The organism is Maridesulfovibrio sp. (assembly GCF_963678865.1).
In the GTDB taxonomy this organism is placed as follows: Bacteria; Desulfobacterota; Desulfovibrionia; order Desulfovibrionales; family Desulfovibrionaceae; genus Maridesulfovibrio.
In genome coordinates this window covers 1614604-1634624 of record NZ_OY787459.1, presented here as the reverse complement: position 1 = coordinate 1634624, position 20021 = coordinate 1614604, and the positions used below count along the sequence as shown (strand labels likewise).

Annotated in this window: 17 protein-coding genes; 16 read left to right on the top strand and 1 reads right to left on the bottom strand. The window is 42.6% G+C overall.

The annotated features are described in order from the left end of the window. Positions 1-537: 537 nt before the first annotated feature. From ACKU41_RS07625 to ACKU41_RS07615, 3 genes are read left to right on the top strand one after another with little or no spacing between them, the layout of a single operon-like run. Entirely contained in the window at positions 538-1302 is a 765-nt protein-coding gene (locus ACKU41_RS07625) for an ABC transporter permease (protein ID WP_321404893.1), read from the top strand. After that, positions 1299-2057, top strand: coding sequence for an ABC transporter ATP-binding protein (locus ACKU41_RS07620; protein WP_321404892.1), 759 nt, complete (start codon positions 1299-1301; stop codon positions 2055-2057). The genes ACKU41_RS07625 and ACKU41_RS07620 overlap by 4 nt, the downstream gene beginning before the upstream one ends. Then, a complete protein-coding gene (locus tag ACKU41_RS07615; RefSeq protein ID WP_319780752.1) occupies positions 2054-3013 on the top strand; it encodes an aliphatic sulfonate ABC transporter substrate-binding protein in 960 nt (319 codons plus the stop codon). Before ACKU41_RS07620 ends, ACKU41_RS07615 begins: the two co-directional genes overlap by 4 nt. 146 nt (positions 3014-3159) lie before the next feature. Here the strand turns inward: ACKU41_RS07615 and ACKU41_RS07610 are convergent, their stop codons facing one another. After that, on the bottom strand, positions 3160-3822 hold the full coding sequence (locus ACKU41_RS07610) for a peroxide stress protein YaaA (protein WP_321404891.1): 663 nt from the start codon (positions 3820-3822) through the stop codon (positions 3160-3162). A 468-nt stretch (positions 3823-4290) separates the two neighbouring features. On the opposite strand from ACKU41_RS07610, the gene ACKU41_RS07605 reads away from it, so the two are divergent. The 13 genes from ACKU41_RS07605 (at position 4291) to ACKU41_RS07545 (ending at position 19878) form a co-directional block, all read left to right on the top strand. Continuing rightward, on the top strand, positions 4291-6966 hold the full coding sequence (locus ACKU41_RS07605) for an ATP-binding protein (protein ID WP_321404889.1): 2676 nt from the start codon (positions 4291-4293) through the stop codon (positions 6964-6966). A gap of 101 nt (positions 6967-7067) precedes the next feature. Then, positions 7068-7739, top strand: a complete 672-nt coding sequence (locus ACKU41_RS07600; RefSeq protein ID WP_319780748.1) for a response regulator transcription factor — start codon at positions 7068-7070, stop codon at positions 7737-7739. A gap of 257 nt (positions 7740-7996) precedes the next feature. Continuing rightward, positions 7997-8410 carry a choice-of-anchor X domain-containing protein gene (locus ACKU41_RS07595; protein ID WP_319780746.1) on the top strand — a complete coding sequence of 138 codons (414 nt, stop codon included), beginning with the start codon at positions 7997-7999 and terminating at the stop codon, positions 8408-8410. A gap of 163 nt (positions 8411-8573) precedes the next feature. Next, on the top strand, positions 8574-9179 hold the full coding sequence (locus ACKU41_RS07590) for a response regulator transcription factor (protein ID WP_321404887.1): 606 nt from the start codon (positions 8574-8576) through the stop codon (positions 9177-9179). Positions 9180-9450: 271 nt separating this feature from the next. Then, the gene (locus ACKU41_RS07585; RefSeq protein ID WP_321404886.1) at positions 9451-10602 is read left to right on the top strand and encodes a hypothetical protein; all 1152 of its coding nucleotides are present in this window, start codon (positions 9451-9453) and stop codon (positions 10600-10602) included. Beyond that, positions 10595-12244 carry a hypothetical protein gene (locus tag ACKU41_RS07580; RefSeq protein WP_321404884.1) on the top strand — a complete coding sequence of 550 codons (1650 nt, stop codon included), beginning with the start codon at positions 10595-10597 and terminating at the stop codon, positions 12242-12244. The genes ACKU41_RS07585 and ACKU41_RS07580 overlap by 8 nt, the downstream gene beginning before the upstream one ends. After that, positions 12177-12752, top strand: a complete 576-nt coding sequence (locus tag ACKU41_RS07575; RefSeq protein ID WP_321404883.1) for a hypothetical protein — start codon at positions 12177-12179, stop codon at positions 12750-12752. The genes ACKU41_RS07580 and ACKU41_RS07575 overlap by 68 nt, the downstream gene beginning before the upstream one ends. 6 nt (positions 12753-12758) lie before the next feature. Then, entirely contained in the window at positions 12759-13394 is a 636-nt protein-coding gene (locus ACKU41_RS07570) for a MotA/TolQ/ExbB proton channel family protein (RefSeq protein ID WP_321404882.1), read from the top strand. 25 nt (positions 13395-13419) lie between these two features. Next, the gene (locus tag ACKU41_RS07565) at positions 13420-13845 is read left to right on the top strand and encodes a hypothetical protein (protein ID WP_321404880.1); all 426 of its coding nucleotides are present in this window, start codon (positions 13420-13422) and stop codon (positions 13843-13845) included. A 5-nt stretch (positions 13846-13850) separates the two neighbouring features. Beyond that, on the top strand, positions 13851-15332 hold the full coding sequence (locus tag ACKU41_RS07560) for a hypothetical protein (protein WP_321404878.1): 1482 nt from the start codon (positions 13851-13853) through the stop codon (positions 15330-15332). Beyond that, the gene (locus tag ACKU41_RS07555) at positions 15329-17443 is read left to right on the top strand and encodes a hypothetical protein (RefSeq protein ID WP_321404877.1); all 2115 of its coding nucleotides are present in this window, start codon (positions 15329-15331) and stop codon (positions 17441-17443) included. Before ACKU41_RS07560 ends, ACKU41_RS07555 begins: the two co-directional genes overlap by 4 nt. A 189-nt stretch (positions 17444-17632) precedes the next feature. Then, positions 17633-19108, top strand: coding sequence for an adenylate/guanylate cyclase domain-containing protein (locus ACKU41_RS07550; protein ID WP_321404876.1), 1476 nt, complete (start codon positions 17633-17635; stop codon positions 19106-19108). A 149-nt stretch (positions 19109-19257) separates the two neighbouring features. Continuing rightward, positions 19258-19878: a flavodoxin family protein gene (locus tag ACKU41_RS07545; protein ID WP_321404875.1), complete on the top strand. Its 621-nt coding sequence runs from the start codon at positions 19258-19260 to the stop codon at positions 19876-19878. Positions 19879-20021: the final 143 nt, after the last annotated feature.

Sequence of the window (20021 nt, the reverse complement as noted above, 5' to 3'; positions counted from 1 at the left end):
ATGAAGGAAAATAATAGAAGCAAGATATCGATATGTTACCCCACTTTTGAAGTTAAAACAAAGCCGATGCTCTTTAAGAGTAGACCAATAAAAAGAGGCAATAGTTTTATGTCCCATATCAGAACACTTTTTGAATTATGCTCGTTTTTAGAACAGGCTCATTCTAAAAAAGTGCTGCACGGTATGTCTTCTATGAACATATCAGAATTCGTTTTTCGTATTGGCTGAGATTTTCGCACCTGTCGTCAAGAGAGAACCAACTTAGTTCCTGCCATAGCCACTATTGACAGCTATGCTTCACGGGAGTACCTGAGTTTGTGTTACCCGTTATTGAAAGTTATACATCTAATACATACCTAAAGATTGAAAGGTAGCTTTTTGCATACAGCCTCTGATTCGGAAAGAATACACTCAGAACTTGAGTATGGTCATAAACCGATAGTTCCAGATGACAGTATGGAGTCTGCTGTGGTCGCAGTCTCCGGGGGTAATCGGCGAGATGATGTCTCACCCCGGCGATTTTTTTTTAGAGATCGGTTGAAGGGCTTCGCTCTGACAATCTTTATCCCGGCTGTTGTCATACTTGCATGGTGGGGGCTGGGCCATTGGCGTATGTTGAACCCTTACCTTACGCCTTCGCCGGGAGCAGTCATTGACGCGGCCGTTGATGCCGTTTTGTCCGGTGAATTGTGGTTGAACTCCTGCGTTAGTCTGGCAAGGGTTTTTGTAGGGTTTCTACTGACAGCCTGCATGGCACTTCCGCTTGCCGCATTTTTGTATTTTTCCCCCACTAGTGAACGCCTTTTGCGTGTCCCTCTGACAGTACTCCGAGTTACCCCTCCTCTGGCCCTGATTCCGCTTCTTATCCTCTGGCTGGGGATAGGAGAGGAGTCTAAGCTTGCAGTGATTATTCTTGCCAGTTTTTTTCCCATTTTCCTGAACTCCTTGGACGGATTAAAGAACACGGACAGTAGGCTTTTGGAAATGGCCGACACCATAGACCTTACTAGATGGGATATTTTTGTCAGTGTCCTGCTCCCCTCGGCCTTGCCTTCAGTCATAACCGGATTGCGTATAGGTTTCGGATACAGCTGGCGCGCCCTGATCGGTGCGGAACTGATAGCAGCAGCATCCGGCATCGGTTACATGATTCTGGACGCAGAGCAGCTGGCCCGTACGGATAGAATGTTCGTGGGCATTATACTCATCGGTGTTCTCGGATTTGTTTTTGATATTATCCTTTCACGTATCACGGCTTGGGCTGGATGTCGGCTGCACCTGTCGAGAGAGTTCAGCGCATGATCGGAATTCGGGTTTGGGAAATAAGCAAGTGCTACAGGACCGGGGATCGTTCAGTTCAAGCACTGGATGGAGTTACTTTTCAGGTCGAACCGGGGTCATTTGTTGCTGTCATAGGTTACAGCGGGTGCGGAAAGACAACCCTTTTCCGTCATATTGCAGGATTGGAAAAGCCGGATTCAGGGATTGTTTCTTTCCTCAATCCCCGCAGTCAGGGCGTTACGGATAGGCCAAGATTGGGAATGATGTTTCAAGAGCCAAGGCTGCTCTCCTGGCTGACCATTCAGGATAACCTCCTTCTGGCCCTGCGGCGTACATCTCTTGATAATCATGAGCGCTCTGTGTCCGAAGCTTTGCTGCAGGTAGGGATGCAAGAGTTTTCACAGGCATATCCTGATCAACTCTCCGGGGGCATGGCTCAAAGGGTTGCTTTGGCCCGTGCACTGTGCCGCAAACCGGAATTGTTGCTTATGGATGAACCGTTTGGTGCTTTGGATGCCCTGACCAGATTACAGCTTCAGATGGAACTGGCCCGTATCTGGGCTGAAAACCCCATGACCGTTTTGTGTATCACTCACGATATCGGTGAGGCTGTAACTTTGGCTGACCGCGTTTTGGTCATGGCGGATGGCCGTATCGTAAGGGATTGCCCGGTTGACCTGCCGCGTCCCCGTTCTCCGGGGCAACCCGGTTTTGAAAATTTGAAGGCAGATATTCTTGATTTTATTCTCAAAAATAAAAAGGAGCTTACCTTATGAGTACCGTGCTTAAGAAACTGATCCTGTTTTTCGCTACCCTGATTATTGCGGCGGCATCCTCAAATGCTATGGCGCAATCTATCGATACTATCAATGTGTCCTATGTGAAATCACCATTCAACTTGCAGATCATGGTCATGAAATCACTGGGAATGCTCGAAAAGGAATTTGCCGGGGACAACATCGGCATAAGCTGGAAAGAAATTAATTCCGGAGCAAAACAATCGCAAGCTCTGGCTGCCGGTTCTTTGGATATTGCCTCTGTCATCAACACAACTTCGGTACTGCTGGCCAATGCCGGACAAAACCCGGTAAAGATTATCGGAGGAGTCAGCCGTCCTTGTGAAACCTTTGCCATAGTGGTGCGTGATGACGGCCCGACGAATGTGGCCGGACTCAAAGGCAAAATCGTAGCGGGGCCTAAAGGAACTGTTCTGCATCAGATGCTGGTTGCTGCTCTTGACGGGGAAGGACTTAAGGAATCGGATGTAAAGTTCGTTCACATGGGTTTGCCCAAGTCTCGAACAGCTCTTTTAGCCGGACAGGTGGACGCGGCTCTTCTTGCCGCGAGTCTGGTAATCAAATCCAAGGAAGCTGGAGCTCGGGTTTTGACTACTGCTAAGGGACTGGTTACCCCCATTTTGGTCAGTGCCGCTTCACAAAAGTTTATTTCCGAGCACCCCGATCTGGTTGCCCGTTATTTGAAGGTTTTCCGCAAGGCTATGGCATTTATTAATGCTGACCCGGAAAAAGCTATTGCCATTGGGGCCAAAGAACATGGTATATCCATGCAGGATGCCCGCACCCTGTACGGCTGGGCCGGGTTCACCACCCACCTTTCTGCGGAGGATATTTCCAGCATGAAAAAAGATGTTCTTTTCATGAAAGAAAATAATATGATCAATACTGCCATTGATCCTGCCTCGGTCTGCATGCCTTCAGCATTTATGGAGTAGCAGAGTTTCCGCAGGTCAGGGGGGCACTCTTTCATAGTTTGAAAATTATGTTTAAAAAGGGACTGTTCAGTGCAAAGCTGGACGGTCCCTTTTTGTTTATATGTGGCAGCGATTGAGAATGGCTACGTTGTTGTTTTTGCGTACAATTAAATTTCCTTTAAGAAAATTTCACCAGTCCACGTATATCCTTCTTCCTTAAAATCTTTAAACTGCTTTGAGTCGGCGATGTTATTCTCAATAAGCCATCTTACAAATCTACCTTTAATGTGTTTTCCTTGATGACCAGCGGGCATCTTTTTTCCTGCTTTTTTCAGGACAAATTCAACCTCGATTCCATGATCATATTTCACAGCTTTTTTGTGTGCTTGCGGTAATAAATCAATAACAAATTTATCTTTTAATTGTTCTGAATTGGAATCCAACCATAACTTGGCAGCCTTTAATTTATCGATCTTCAAGCGATAATTAGGAATCAAATCAGCAGGACTTACAAGACCGAATAAACCTGACACAATTAATACTTTTTTATCAAAGTCAGATTTATTTTTCAAAGTTCGGTAATCAATAGCGTCATAAACAACACCCGTATATCGTTCAATTGCCGGCATTGTCTTTGAGCTCAAGATTTCATCATTTACAGCAACGGCTTTCGCAAGTGCCTTTTCTTTAAGCCCATATAATTTTTTAGGATCAGCTTCTTTAATTGCTTCAATTAAGTCCGCAGTAATACCCGATACAGACTTTAAGGGGGGATTGTTTCCTCCATCAGCTTTACCTTCGGATGGTGGAAGTAGGATGATTGTTTTCATAAAGCGATTAGGGGTTTAATTAATAAAAAAATTGTCAAGACGATCTTTCTCAGTGACATTTGAAAATACTTGTAAGTGGTGGCGTATCAATTGGAATAATGGGAAACATTTCATGATATCTCAAGTAAAATTTTGGGCATTTTGGGGTCGGGAGGATTGCCCACAGCTAGAAAAGAAAACGCACACCTTACCGAAAATTTTCAAAGTTCCGGGTCAACATAAAGACATGTTTGACTCTGGTATCATCGTATACGCAAATCAGTCTGCTTTTATCTGTGCCGGCAGGTGATTTCTGGATTTGTTTTTTTGAGGAGAACGGCCTTCTTGCTGATTACGGATTAATTGGTGTAAGAGCTGGTTATATTGAAGATAGGGAGCTGTGGGTCTTAAGAAATGGTTATAAAAATTTTATACACTTTATATTGTCGTGTTCTGCATTTCTTTTTGTGCTCAGTTCTGCTGACAGCAATGTTTGTTCCTGTGGCCGCTTTAGCCGATAGTCCGCAAGCGATAATCTTGAACGGCAGCAGGGGCAGCTATGACCTGCGTGATTATGTGACGGTGCTTAAGGATGAGGGCTTCACCATCAATCAGGTCGCTTCGGATGCATTTATCGGTAAGTTTTCCAAACCCGGTTCAGGCTTTTATCCCGGCTTAAGTAAGCACGGATACTGGCTTCATTTCAAGGTCAAGGCTGACCCCGCACAGGTAGATCAAATTTGGCGGGTGGCTATCACTCCTCCCCAGACCAAGCAGTTTACAGTATTTTATCCCGAAATAGTTAAAGGAATGAAGTCCGGCTGGGGCCGTTGGGATGCCGGGTACGAGAATCCAAGGAGAACCAGTTGGAAGGGGGAAGACTTTCTGGCTTTCAGGTTGCCTTTGCATGAGAAGGTCACCGATTACTATGTTTACTACTGCGCTGAAGATACAAATTATAATATTTTTGAATTGGTTGATGAAAACAGTTTCCGTGAAAACAGCAGACTGCAACTTCTCTTTTTGTCAGTGGTTGGCGGGTTTTCTGTGGCCTTGGTCTTGTATAATTTTTTTCTGTTCATTTCCCTGAGAGATATAAGCCATCTTTGGTATTCATTGCAGTGTCTTTCAATAAATATATATTACTTCATTGTAGTCGATGCTGTAATTGAATTTATTGATATCCCCATGGAATATTATATTGTATTGAATTATTCTTTTCTTGGTCTGTTTATGTTTTTAAGCTCCTTTTTTGTAGAAAGCTTTTTAGCTAATATAAGGGGAAAATTATACGCTAAAATTATTTTTATTATTTTAAAGTCGGTTTCATTAATTAGTATAGTATTAGCATTCTTTTTAGGTGTAAATGTCATGACACTGATCTCTGCGGGTATGATGATGGTTTATTCAATAACCTTTATTGTTCTCGGGGTGAGGAGTTATTGTGACGGCTTTACTGCAGCCAGATTATATCTGGTATCCTGGAGTCTTTTTTGCCTTGGATTGATGTTTGCGAGCTTTTGCGCAATTACCGGGCTGGTTAATTTAGACTATCTTGTTTTTACAATGCAGATCACAAACATGATCGAAATGCTTTTCTTTTCTCTTGCCCTTGCTGACCGTATTTCAGTGCTCCGCCGTGACCGGCAGGTGGCCGAAGCCTTGAGTCAGGCCAAAAGTTCCTTCCTTGCTACCATGAGCCATGAAATTCGTACTCCGCTCAATGCTATCGTGGGCATGAGCAGAGTGATTCTGCAATCCGACCTAACCCCTGACCAGCGCAGGAAAATGTCTGTCGTGCGCAACTCCTCTGATCTTTTGCAACATATTATCAATGACATCCTCGACTTCTCACGGATTGAAGCCGGGAAAATGGAGATAGAGTGCCTTGATTTTGACTTGCGGGAGATAGTGAATTCTGTTGCTGATGTTGTTCGTATTGATTCAGCAGCTAAGGGGATTGAATTTGATTTGGATATGGATAGCAGGTTGCCCCGTGCGGTTAAGGGCGATCCTGTCCGCTTGCGTCAGGTCTTGCTCAACCTGCTCAGCAATGCAGTTAAGTTTACTGAATCTGGTAGCGTGGGCCTCAAAATCCAGCCGCTGGACCATGATTTCGTGCGTTTTACTGTCTCTGATACAGGTATAGGCATTCCCAAGGAGTTACAGGAGAATATTTTTGACAAGTTTGCTCAGGCTGATGATTCCATGACCCGCCGTTTCGGTGGAACCGGGCTGGGACTTTCTATTTGCAGGCAGCTTGTGGAAATGATGGGCGGGTCTATTCATCTGCGAAGTTCGACCGGATCAGGAACCTCAATCTCATGCGTATTGCCGCTCGAACCCGGCGAGCTTGCGAAGGTTGTCAGGGTCGATCATCCGCTTAAGGCGATGGCTGTTTCAGCAAAGCCGCTCAAGTTGCTGGTGGCAGAGGATAACATGAACAATATCGAGCTGATGAGGGCTGTTCTGGAGCAGACCCCTTATCATGTAAGCTATGTTCATGATGGTCTGTCCGCTCTTGAAGCAGTGAGAACTGGAAATTTCGATATGGTCCTGATGGACTTGGAAATGCCTAATATGAACGGTCTTGAAACCGTGCGCGCAATCCGTGAGGGTGAGGCAGGTGAAGATAAAACACAAATTCCGGTAGTGGCCCTGACAGCACATGTGCTGGATGAAATCAGGGTCGAATGCGAACAGGCCGGGATGAACGGTTTTATTTCCAAACCATTCAATGTGGATGATCTTCTGATGGTCATTGCGGCATCGGTCCATAGCACCACTTTTATTGATTCGGCCCGGAAGGCAGGCGATATCCCGGAAACTTTGCCTGTTTTTGATGAATCCGGTTTTCGGGCCATGTTTGGTTACGATGATGATGTGTGCAGCCGGGTTATCACATCCTTTCTTGATGAATTGCCGCTGCAGCTTGTCTCCATGGAAGAATCCATAGCCCTGGGTGATTATGATAAGCTTGCCGGGGATGCCCATTTCCTTAAAACATCAGCCGGGGTCATCAGTGCCGGCCGGTTCCTGCTTTATACCGGGGAGCTTGAACTGGCTGCCAGAAATGCCGACGGTGAAGTTGATAGTGCTTTTGCCAAAGTGCGAAAAGCTGCTGAGGAGCTGCAACGTACCCTGAGTACAACACTAACCATATGAAATTAAGCTATACTAAAAATAGACTTATGGGGTCTGATTTGTTACCAGTTTATACTGGTCGATTATAGTTTATACACAGATTATTGATAAGTGTCGGGGATATGAAAATAAATAGTGCTGCAGTACAGTCAAAAGGCGTTCTTCTTGTAGATGACCATCCGCTTTTTCGTGAAGGGGTAAAGGCCATCATCAACAGATCCAGGAAATATTGCATCTGTTGCGAAGCCGGGACCAGCAGTGAAGCTATGCTGGTTGTAGAGTCAGAAAAACCGGAACTTGCCATTATAGATATAAATCTGCCGGATTATGACGGGATCAGACTTTCAGAGGAGCTGTTAGACGTTTATCCTGATTTGAAAATCCTGATCGTGAGTATGACTACTCAGGTTGAGCAGATAGCCGCATCCTTTCAGGCCGGAGTTACGGGCTACATGAACAAGATTTCTGCTTCAGGTGAATTGATCAAGGCTCTTGATGCCACTGATGCCGGTCAATTCTATCTGGACGGCACAGTCTCAAAGGACGTTGCAGAGGATTTCTTCATGCACCGTAAAAGCATGTCTGACGGCTCGTATTCGGAGCTGACTCCACGCGAACGTGAGATAATGCAGCTTCTGGCTCGTGATTACTCCGTAAAGGAAGTTGCCGAACGTCTTTTCATCAGCCCCAGAACCGTGGAAAATCACCGTTCCAACCTTATGCGTAAACTGGGGCTTAAAAGTACCATTGAATTCATACGGTATGCGTTCAAACAGGGGTTGATTGAGCTCTAGGATCAGCTTGAATTTATATAAGCAATTTACAAGAAATAGGGGAATCGCACAGATCATTTGTGCGATTCCCCTATTTCTTTTGACTCACCAGTTAAATATTTGATGCATATGTGGATGTTCTCCATGCATTCAATCGGCTGCCGTCCTTTATGTTCCCTTCTGGGGAGGGAATTGGTTTTGTTGATTATACAGTCTGTCATGGCAGTACGATCTGTTTCGCCCTTAGAAGTTTAACTGTTTATTTTAGGAGTTGTAAGATGAAGAAATTAGTTTGTTTCGGTATTGCTGTCTGCATGATGATGTTCGCTGCCGGTTGTAAGAAAGCTGTTCGTCCTGACGGATCACCCGCACCGGATCCGGTTGTTTCAGGTGCTGTTGCTGATACTCAGGCCGGTCTGGTTCTCATTACTGTAGCCGGTGGCGATTTTGCTCCTCAGGCTAACGCATGGCTTTACAGTGATGGCAAGAAGTTCAATGACAAGACTACTGCTTACGATGACGGCACAAACGGTGACATTGTTGCCGGAGACGGTGTTTACACTATTGTTATGAACGGCGAAGGTGATAACAATACTCCCGCCGGCTGGACAAAGTGGGGCAAGGTCCGCAATGTTGTGATGTACGACAAGTATGACCAGCAAGCCAAATCGCCTCGTCCTGTAGTCAAATAAATTGGTAAACCACAACGTGACCGTCTTCGTTTGGAGACGGTCACGTTGTTTTTTTAGCCAAAGATAAAGTGAAAGCAGCCATACGATGTTTGAAAGGAAATCGCGAGAATTACCGCCTTTCGGAATTGTTCTTATCAATTCACACCCCTTATATTGCGAGGGAGTGAAAGCTAAATTAAAAAGGGAGCAAAACTATTTTATCGCCGCATTGGCTGCCAGCGGTGAGGAGGGCTTGGCCTGCGTGCGCGATACCTCCCCGTCATTTGTCATAGTTGATTCTGATTTACCCGACATCGATAGCACTGTGCTTGTGCGCGAACTGGTGTGTAGAGATGAAAATGTCTTGGTGCTCATGACCGGGGAGAATGTTCAGGTCGGCAATGTGGCGGAAGCGTTCGAGGCCGGGGCTTCCGGTTTTGTCGGCAAGATGTCCAAGCCTTGTGAGCTTGTCCGCGCCATGGACACCGTCCTGCGTGGTAATCTCTATCTTGATGACGCTATCTCCCATGGAATAAAGCGGGATTTTTCCATCTGTAAAAAAGTGCGCCGTAATCTTTTCTGTAATTCCCTTACCCCTCGTGAACACGAAGTAATGCAGCACCTTGCGACCGGGCTGACAGTGCAGGAAATAGCTGCAGAACTTTTCGTCAGTCCACGCACAGTAGAGAATCACCGTTCTAATCTTATGCGTAAGCTGGGCGTAAAGACGCCGCTTGGATTCATACGCTTTGCATACAGACATGGCTTAATTGATCTGGATGAAAATTAGATTCTCAGGCTTGAGGCTTTGAGGATAATTTTTCGTGAAAGACATACGAACGGTTGTTTTGTTTCCAATTTCTGTTTTCAACATATTTTTTTAGTACTTAATATGTATTATTCTATTTAATTCTAGCAATTACTAGGTGAATAAAATTATAACATATTTTAATATAGAACTTGACATAGTTTATAAGAAATAATAATCGCATAATTAATATCTTAAGAGAATACGACCGTGTCGGGGGACATAGTTCAAAAATGTTATGTGGAGATTTGTTTTGCGATATCTTAAGTCAAAAAAAACCGTTGGCGGCCTGTTTATAGTATGCCTTATTTGTTTGCTTGTATTCGGCAGTACGAACGAAGGGCAATGTGCAGACTATGTTTTTTATGTTGATGCTTCCGGCTGGAGTTTTTCAAAGGCGGAGCAAATCTCAGAACACATGGTTGGCATTCTAAAGAAAGACCAATCCTCATCTGTTCAAGCCGAAATCAGATACGTTTTTAATGATTGTACATCCGGTTTTTGTATTCCGCACATCAGACAATTTGATAGTCAAGTAACCAAATATAAAATACGACCACGCTCAATAGAAAAGAATGCATTTCTGGATGATATACAAGATATTGCCGCAAGAGGGGGCGGGTTTTCAAATCTTGAAACATACAAATGTCTCCTCTCTGATGTGCTTAAAGCTGGACAAGATAATAAAACTACAGTGGTGGTGTATAATCGTTTCGTCTGTTTTACCGGTAATGTGAAGAATCTCAAGGAAAGATTCATTAATCACAATACATATTTTCAGGATTTGTTCAGCAGGTTTGGTTCTAATGTTGATATTTGGAAAGGGTATAAGGATTACGTAGTACGTGCTAATGAGTGCAAGGTGCTCACTAAGTTCTGCTGGGATGAGCGTGAGCCTGATTCGGTTCCTGATATAAATCAACTGAAAACAGTAGTGTCGGACCACTCCCAGATGGCAGAGGGTGCTTCTGAAAAGCCTGTTGTTGCTGAAGTAGGCATACAGGATGCCTCTGTTACAAAACCTGTCCAGCAGAATCCTGTTACGGAAAGACCGGAAAAGCCGGAAAAGCCGGAAAAGCCGGAAAAGCCGGAAGAGCTAGAAAAGCCTATTCTGAAATTGAAGTGTTCAGGTTTTAGTAAGGACGAATTAGGGGTTGATGTTACGGGCTTTATTTCGGATGGAGTGCTTAATCTAAGTCTCTTCATTCCTGAGGGAACAGAAATCAGTCATCAATATGCAGTCCAATACAGTTCTTCATCTCCAAGAACATGCGCAATAGGTTCATACGTTCGTTTTGCCTATACTCATAATGAGCATCATTTTAAAGTTATAAAAAAGTATAGCCGGGATCACTTGTCAGATTCTTTTAATGTAAAGTTTGTTGTGGAGGGTGAAAATGGCTAATAATCATAAATACTTGCATTTGTTAATGCCTAGGTGTGGTTCTGTGGCATTTACGTATAGTCTGGTTGTTACTATTTATATTCTGATAGTTTTAGCGTTCTTTTTAATTTTAGCTAACGCTTATGTTGGTTTTTCCAAAAGTTCATATCTAGTCTTGGATGCTAAAGAAAGTGCACCTATTATCACCCAAACAAATCTTTTTTTGAAAGATATTTTGAATGAGAAGAATGACAAAAACCTAAGAATTTATAGCGAACCTGATGAGAAAATAAGTATTAAAAAGACTGAAGAAGGCGACAATACAGATTCTAAAAAAGTAATATATACAATGCACAATTCAATTGTCTCATTTGACTCAGAAATAAAAGGTAAACCTGTTATAAAACTGATGTTTGAAAATGCTGTTTATGAAGATGACGATAAATTTACAGGTAATGACCATAGTAAAGCTGTTTGTAAAATTGAATTTCGTTGTACAGAATATGAAAAAAAAGAATTGGAAAATGCGTTTCAATTAGCAAAAAGAAAAAATAAGACTAAAGCTAAATTGCCTGAATTTCATTTTGAAAAGGATAATGATAAGAAAGATGACAATATGTACCAAGGTAGTTTGAAGCTGTATGGTAAAGAGGTTAGCAGTATAATAAAAAATGTATCTGAAAAATTTAAAAAAACTGAGAATTATAGTTCGTTACAAAAAATATTCTATACTTGGATACCTTATGTGACCAACAGCAAATCTGAATCATTTGGGTTTAAGCTTTTCTTTGTGTTTTTTTCACTTATCACTGGTGGAGGAGCATTGTGTGTCGGTCCTTTTATCAAAGAAAAAAATGCTCAAGCGTATGCATGTGGCCAGACTTGTGCTATTCGCGTCTTTCTTGTCCCATTTATTTATTTGTTCTTCGGTATAGGAGTAGCCTGCTTCATTGGACTTGGGAGTTATTATGATGTTGTAGGGTTAATTCTGCGTATTGTCGCAATTCTTATTGGTTGCCTTATTGTTCTTACTGCTAAGAAATTAACCGGGTTGTGGTTTAAAAAAAGATATAGGTTTGATTATTTCCATAAATGTAAAGCTAGTTCTGAAAAATATGCATCGGTATATGATTTTATGAAAGAGGTTCATAAGATTAAAAGCGCTGATAATATGTTGATTGAATGTACAGATAAAGTTGCCCACTTATCTTCTGCTCTTATTGCTCTTGAAGATGAGTTTGAAGAAGGTACTGATGCGGATAATTCTCCTGATAAAAATAAGGAAAAACACGATAAATTTCGCAGTACATTATGGCAGTTGAAAAAAGCTACTGCTAAATGTCGAAAGATTTTAAAGCAGGAATTAGATGCTTATATTTTTACAAATGCAATCCAGCCTAAACAAATCAAAACGGCGCTTGCTGCCATTGCGAAACTTATGTTGGTACATAAAAAGATCCAACATTACTATACTGAGCCGTTTTATAAAAGATATGAATATAGTAAGCCTGTAAGATATACTTTGCGTTTATTGATTGTGCTAGTGTCTCTCGGAATAGTCTGTGGGGGAATATATAATTTAAGAGGTATTTTAAATGAAAAAAGTATTAATCTTAGTTTTATTGAGTATGTTCATTATATTGTTGAACGGATGTGTTCTTAGTAAAACAAAAGAAGCAACTGAAATAAAAGCTCCTGTTGAATCAACTTCCGCATTTAGTGAGCATAAATCAGATGAGTACAGAGAGGCTATGCTGAATTCATTTATAGAAGCAGCCAAGTCTCTAAGAACTCTTACTGCAGATTTTCATTTTCATGAAAAGGACAATCCAGAGTATCGTACTTCGTTACAAAAGATGAGCGATATTGTTTTTAATAAGCTTTTTTTCGATACAAATGAATATTCATCAATGCTGCATAATCCTTCTCCTGAACAAAAGGATTTGCTCATCAGTGCCTATCTGCTGATTATTCAAATCCGTATTGATATCGATAACCCGGATTCGGAAGAGGTTACTGCCCAAAATCGAAAAGCAGTAAGCGAAATCAAAGAACTCAGCGAGCTGGCAGGCGAGAGAAATGATCTTGATGTCAGGTCGCTTGGGCTGGATTATCCGACTGTCGATAAATGTCTGGCTAATTTCAAGCTTATAACTACTGAACGGGGATAAGAATTCATGGAACCAATTCAATGGATAGCATCTTTATTCGTTAAAGCCTCTCCGGTGCCGGAGATATTAATTCTTTCGGCAATCTGGATTGTGTTTAGCTTTGTAATCGGTTTGTATATTAAGTTTAACTTTCGGGTTGAAAAAGGGTACAGCAAGAAGAAGCTGCAGTCAGCCATCTCGAATGCTGATTCATTGTCCCTGAAAGTTCAGAAGGCTTACTATTCAGCGTATCAGGATGAAAGTAGTAACAATACTGCTGCACAGCCTTTCTTCTTAAAGGACGCAGTATACCAATACGGTCAGTCTGCATATTATGATGAAATTCTTTCCAAATATGAAAATCTTGTAAATCTTCTGCCCCCCATGGGCTTTCTTGGAACTGTCGTAGGTATGTTGTTGCTTTTTATTGGCGGTGACGGTGGTGTGAAGAATTCCCTTAGCTCTGTGGGTATGGGGACGGCTCTTCTGACCACTGTATTTGCCCTTTTCAGTTATATTGTTTTTGAATTGTTGAAGATTCGTCTAGATTATCTTGCCGACAAATGCATCAAACTGGCAATTCAGGTTGCTTCAGAAGCTGTAATTAAAGAGGATAAAGAAGCAACGTCAAAGAAAAAAACATCTTATATTACTATAGGTTAATGATACAATGAGAAGATCTCCCAGTATGGTTTGGATTTTTTCTTTTGCCGATCTTGCTTTTCTTTTGGTGCTGGCACTGGTCATTATCCCGACTGACAATAATAATTACGCAGACCTAACTCTTGCCAGTGTAGTAGATAGCAAACGGCTTGATAAATCCATTAAAGCCGAAAAGTTGTGGCGTGTTTATGTCAATGACGAAGGTCAGGAGTATGAAGCTATTTCAGTACAAAAGAAAAACTCGCGCAAAAATATTTGGGAAGAAGTTCCCTTTAAAAAAAGTAGGGAAGGATTGCTTGATGTTCTTTTGCAGCTTAAGGCCAAACATGATCCATGGGTCTTTGCCGCACATAGTAAATCAGAATCAGGGAACATGTTACTTGCACTTTCCATTGTCCAGAAAGTTTGGCCTGACAGGGAACTGGTTACCCCTGTTGGCATTGATAAGTAGGCTATATGGATCAGAAAAATTGGAAATATAAGCGCTATGGGCGTGGAGTAGGAAAAAAAAATTTACCCCTTAATATCAGTTATTCTAATGTTGAGTATGATATTTCGTCTAATATGGCATATTTTATGATGCCCGCTTTGATTCTTATCCTGATCTTTTTGGGATCTATTTACATGAAAGACGATAAACCCGGTAAAGAAGAGGGTGTGATAGGTCTTTTGGTCGAAGCGGAGATTATTAATAAACCAGTACTTCAAGAGGAATTTCCTCAGGCTCCGGTTCCGGTTGAAAAGAAAAAACCGCCAGTGGCACCAGTAAAAGAGAGTTTAGAAATTGATGCTGAAAAGCAAAATATAGAGACCAAAAAAGCGCAGGATAGCCTTCAAGATAAAATTATTTCCGCAAAGATGGATAATGCCACAAAACCCGAAAATTCAGGGCGTAAGTTGGTCGAGAGCAAGAACGCAGCTGAAGTCATTGAGAAAAAGAATAAACAAACCCGTGAACCTGACCGGGAGGAAAAAAAGGCTGCCGGTGAAATAAAGACTGCGGAGCGGATGAAACGTGAGAAAAGGAAAAAAGGGAAACTTTTTTTAAATGACGAAAATACAGATATTCGGCGCGACTTATCTTCTAAGTCACTTTTGAAGAAGAACGAAGAAAGTGTATCCGCCATGGCCGAGCCCCTAAAACCTAAAATGAATTTTTATAACAGTGAAAATGAGGAGGCTCAAATATATGAGCCTGTTATTCGTAGACACTTTGATGAACAAGAAAATGTAGTAGCTTTGAATGAAAGCCAGCAACCCAGCCTGCAATTAGCCGGGGATGATAATGAAGACATTTCTATTCCTGCTGTAAGGCCTGGAAAAACTGCTACAGAAGATACATCCAGAGCTCGTAGATTTGCAAGAAGAGAACCCATGAAGGCGGATCTCTCAGAAAATGTAATTATCAAAAATTTATATAAAATCGAGTCTATGCCCGCTCTCAAGGAGCAGCCTGAAAAGAACATTTCAGAAGTTCAGGTAAAGCAGAGCAGGAAGGGGGGACGGTCTTTAGATCTTGCCGGTCATGGTACAGGAGAGTCTGGGGGCGGCAGTGGAGCAGGACAGGGGACCGATGGGGGTGGCGGTTATGATTATTCTGACGGTGGACCCCCAGCTGAAGTTGAGCCTGCCAGAATCGACAAACTAGCAGGACGGAGAGCGTGGGATGAAATTAGTGACCGTGATCTGCCTATTTGTCCTGCAGGATTGAGTGATGTCGTAATCAAAAGTGAAATAATACAATTTATGAAAAATGACGGTTTAGGCATAGGTACGACTTGCTCAAATGATAAAGGGGTTTTCAGCTTTAAAGGAAAGCTGGGCATATATTCTTTGACCGTTGTTTTGAATGCAAACGCAGGAATTGAATTCAAGAACAGATGTGACTTTTTATCCAGTGCTTATGAGTGCCTGGTTAACACGGGAGGCAGTAAATGAAAAAATATATTGGTATTGTGATATTGTTCTTTGCAATAGGCGTTTTGATTTGTGCACCTGCTGCGGCAAAGGCTGCAGCATTGCCTTCTTGGAATGATTATATTGATTATGCCACTGAAATTACGACGCTCTCACCAGAGAGGATCAAAGAGCTTATGGCAGAGACAAAGCGCAGCACAAAAATACCGTTTCAGCAATTTAATATGGAGTTGCTGCAGGAAGTTTACGGGCCTAAGCTTAATCTGAATACAATTGCCCTTGATGCAGGCAAAATTAAAAAAAATGCTCAAAAAAATAAAATTCTTGCTGCAGCAATTGGGCAGTTTTTTAATTACGTTGCATATAATAACCGTCAGAGCTTGGATAATGCCGTGCTGCTTACAAACCAGTTCGGCAATACTCCTTCGAGTCTTGATGGGTATTCATATTGGCGTCTGTTAATGAATGCCTATTCTGAGCTCGACTATGGAAGAATCGAGGACTTTAAAGAAAGTATTTACAAAATTTGGGTAGAGGAAATCATACCTCTCAAGCGCGAACAGGATATCGGGTATGATACTGTAAATTCTTTTTCCGCTGAACTGGGAAATGTTTGTAACAGTGTTTTGAATCTGGTTATCAATAAAGCGATTCTCAGTGAAAGTGTCAAAGTCAAAGATTTATACCCGTTGGGCGGTGCTGTCGAAGGGATTTTCAACATAAACGCTGAAGATGATAAAAACGACAAAGTCTATAAAGCGGTCATGGAACATTACACCGGACTTGAGAGTGACTCGGCAAATATTGTTTACAGTGTTTATTTTGCAAAGGCCCTGCAATTCTCCGTTGATGCAATCAATGGAGGTCCCGAAATTTCAAGACTTGGATCTTTAAAATCAGCAGTTGAGAATTATAACGCAGCACGGGAGTTTGCCTCTACGTCAAAAGGAGAACTTGCAGCACTGAAAAATGAGGCCGTTCTGCTTACAAGTATGGTGGCGAATCTGTTTAACGGGGTAATCAGGGAGGACCGCGAGGCCGTTAAGGCTTTTGTCTTTGATAGTATTAAGGATAATGTCCGATACTGCCTCAATAAATATCGGACAGTGGCTAAAGTTGCCGGTCCTGAAAGGCTGGATGAAATTTCAAAATACGGAGTTGATAATCCTGCTGAGTATATTACTCAGCTTAAGGATATATGGCAGGCGACAGCCATGCTTGTAAGGTTTCAGTCTGACCTGGTTAAAAAAGAGGGCTCCAATACAGATTTCCTTAAAAAACGGAATGCTGAAATGATTGGGTTTGCCACGTATTATTTTTCCACCGAAGGATATGAAGACCTGATCCCCGACTCTGCATATTTTGAAACTTCGTACAATGCAAAATTGCTTTCGGAAATTGCTTTGGATGTTGCAATGGTGCGCAATACGAAGAAAAATATCAGAGACGCTGTTGCTCTGCAGGCATACTCACTTTTGCTGAATCCGTATGGAATTAATGATCTGTATAACTTTTCAATTTCTTATCTGGGAAAACCGGTCGGCACGACCTCTGAATTCATGATGTTTCTGGAGCCTATCGGAACAGGTCTTCATGATTCGATAAAGCTGTGTGTTAATGATGACCGCTACGTAAAAGAGCAAAAGAGCATTAAATATCTTGGAGATTACATGCCTGTTCTTGTTAGTGCTTTGCCGCAGGTTGTAGGTACTTTTACGGCGCGTGGTGCTGAAAATATAACCAGAGAATTCATAATCACTGCCGGAGTGTACAATGCCCTGTATCAAGAGGCTAAAAAGGCAGTTGATGGTAATCCGCGACTTATTGCAAAAAATGATATCAAAATATTCTCAGAAGAGAATGGTGCAAAGCACCCAAGGGAAACAATAGAAGAGGTCACTTCGGTAGCAATCAGGAATAATGTTTTGCAGCGGTTGGACAGCACAAATATATTGAATCCAGCGAATTATTCTGCCCTTTACGAAGAATTGGAAAACTCTCCCGCAGACAGGAAACATATCTTTTTAAAAAGACTTTATGCTGAACAAAGTAAACTGGCTTCCGAACCTGAATATGCCGGCATAAGGGAACTTAGAAAAAGTGTCCGCAAATATTGCGAAAACTCTCACTAATATAAACAGTTACGGACAATTACAGCAAAAGGGCTTACGGTGTAAATCGTGAGTCCTTTTTGTTTGGAGAATGGCCCGGTACCGTTGCTGGGTCGGTAATAAACCCGAAGTAGTTAATTATTTTTGTTTAAATCTCTCCAGCAGTTGGGTAAGTATGAATTACATGGCTGTTTAAAGAGGAGAAGCGGCGTGAAAGAACATAACCGTCCAGTTGTTTTTATTGTAAATAATGTGAAGCCTGAAATGGATCTTTTCGCGCAGATTCTGCGCGAGGATTACACTCTGCTAATGGCGATGAATGTCCTCCCTGTTCTTGACGTGGCTGCAAGGGAGAAACCAGACCTTATCCTGCTTGATGCGGATCTGCCGGAGATGCAAGGATGTGAAATATGCAAAAAACTCAGGGAAAATGAATCCACAGCACAAATTCCGGTTGTTCTTGTCACCGGCAGCAGAGAACCTGAAGATGAGTTGCGTTGGTTCGAATCAGGAGCTGTTGATTTCATCCGCCGCCCCTTGAGTCCGCCCATGATCTTGCGCCGTATTGCTTCCGCCTTGATTCAGAAGGAGCAGTCAGAAAGATTGACCGGGCTTTCAGACAAGCTGGGCCGTTACCTATCTCCTCAGGTCTACGAGTCTATTTTTTACGGCAAACAGGATTCTCTCATCGGGGCTAAACGTAAAAAACTGACGATATTCTTTTCCGATATTGTCGACTTTACCTCCACTACCGAACGTATGGAACCCGAGGATATGACCGCTTTGCTCAATAATTATCTTGACCGCATGTCCTCCATTGCCATTAAACACGGCGGTACCATTGATAAATTTATCGGCGATGCCGTGCTGATTTTTTTTGGAGACCCTATTTCCCAAGGGTATAGGAAAGACGCACTTTCCTGTATGAATATGGCTATTGAAATGCGAGATTCCCTTAAGGAGATGCAGCAACAGTGGTTTGAGTTGGGAATTTCAACCCCTTTCAAAGTCCGCATGGGGATCAATACAGGTTTTTGCACTGTAGGAAATTTCGGCTCCAAGCAGCTTATAGATTATACCATCATCGGCGGTCAGGTTAATGTTGCCGCCCGGCTGGAGCAAAACGCCCCTCCGGATCAGATATTGATATCCCATGAAACATGGGCCTTGGTGAAAGATAAATTCCGTTGTCTGGGGCGTGCTCCGATTTATGTAAAAGGAGTGCAGCATTCCATCCGTACTTATCAGGTGGTAGGCCGGGCTGATGCTATTGAACGGGATTTAGCCGGTTCTCTGGGAGAAATGGTTTGGCCTGCGCAGACAATATCCCTTGATTGCAAAGTTTCTGATGCCCTGCTCAGGCTGCGCAAAAGTGGAGAATGGGCTTGCCTGATTGTGCTGGACGGGCTTTCTCCTGTTGGCATGGTGACTAAGGGGCGCATGGACCATATTATTCGTGGTGAAACTGATAAGGCGCTTTTTCTGGATCGTCCTGTGTCTGCGGTTATGGATAGGGAATTACTTGTTCTTCCCTCTGAATCCGATTTGAACGAGGTCGGTAAAAGGGCTCTCTCCCGTGAAGGAAGCTACACCTTCGACCCTATCGCAGTGACTAAAAAAGGAGAATTTGCCGGACTTGTCTCTGTCCGTTGTCTAATGCAAAGGTTGTTAGATCCCCCCACCTAGTTTCTCAGTTTCTCATTTCAGCAAAAAGTCTGATGCATAATTCTTGGCTCTGTTGTTGAATCCACATAACGCATGAGTTGTATAATATTGTATGAGAGTGGTTCTATAGTGGGACCTGCCCATTTTATTACATAATTATGGAGAGAAAAATGTACGTACTTGCAATCAACGGTAGCCCGCGTAAAGGCGGGAACACTGAGGCTATGTTGAACAAGGTTCTTGAACCGCTTAAGGATAACGGTTGGGAAACCGAATTTTATCAGCTTGGCGGTAAGAAGATTCGTGGATGTATGGCTTGCATGAAGTGTTGGGAAAACAAAGACAACCAGTGTGTTGTGGACAACGACAAATTTAATGAGGTCTATGAAAAGATGGTTCGGGCTGATGCCGTTGTGATCGGTTCCCCTACCTACTTTGCTGACGTAAGCGCGGAGATAAAAGCTCTGATAGACCGGGCCGGTCTAGTGTCTCTTGCAAACGACCGTCAGTTTGCGGGTAAAATCGGCGCTGCGGTAGTTGCGGTCCGTCGCGGTGGTGCAACCCATGTCTTCGATACAATCAATCATCTGTACCAGATCAACGGCATGATCATTCCCGGTGCCACCTACTGGAATATGGGGTATGGGATGAATAAAGGTGAAGTGCTCGAAGATGTAGAAGGTATGGCCAACATGCTGAATCTCGGGCAGTCCATTGATTGGCTCGGCAAAGCCATCAAACCGCATATGGATTCTTTTCCCCGTGTGCAATACTTGCACGGAGAGGGTTGAATAAACAGCTCTTTTCCTATGAAAAAGCAGGGCCGGTTGTTAATGCAACCGGCCTTTTTTTATGGTCGGTAATTGTTTTGATATGAAAATTGTTTTTTCCTTTTAAAAAAAGTCACAAATAATATAATATAAGTCTTCCATAG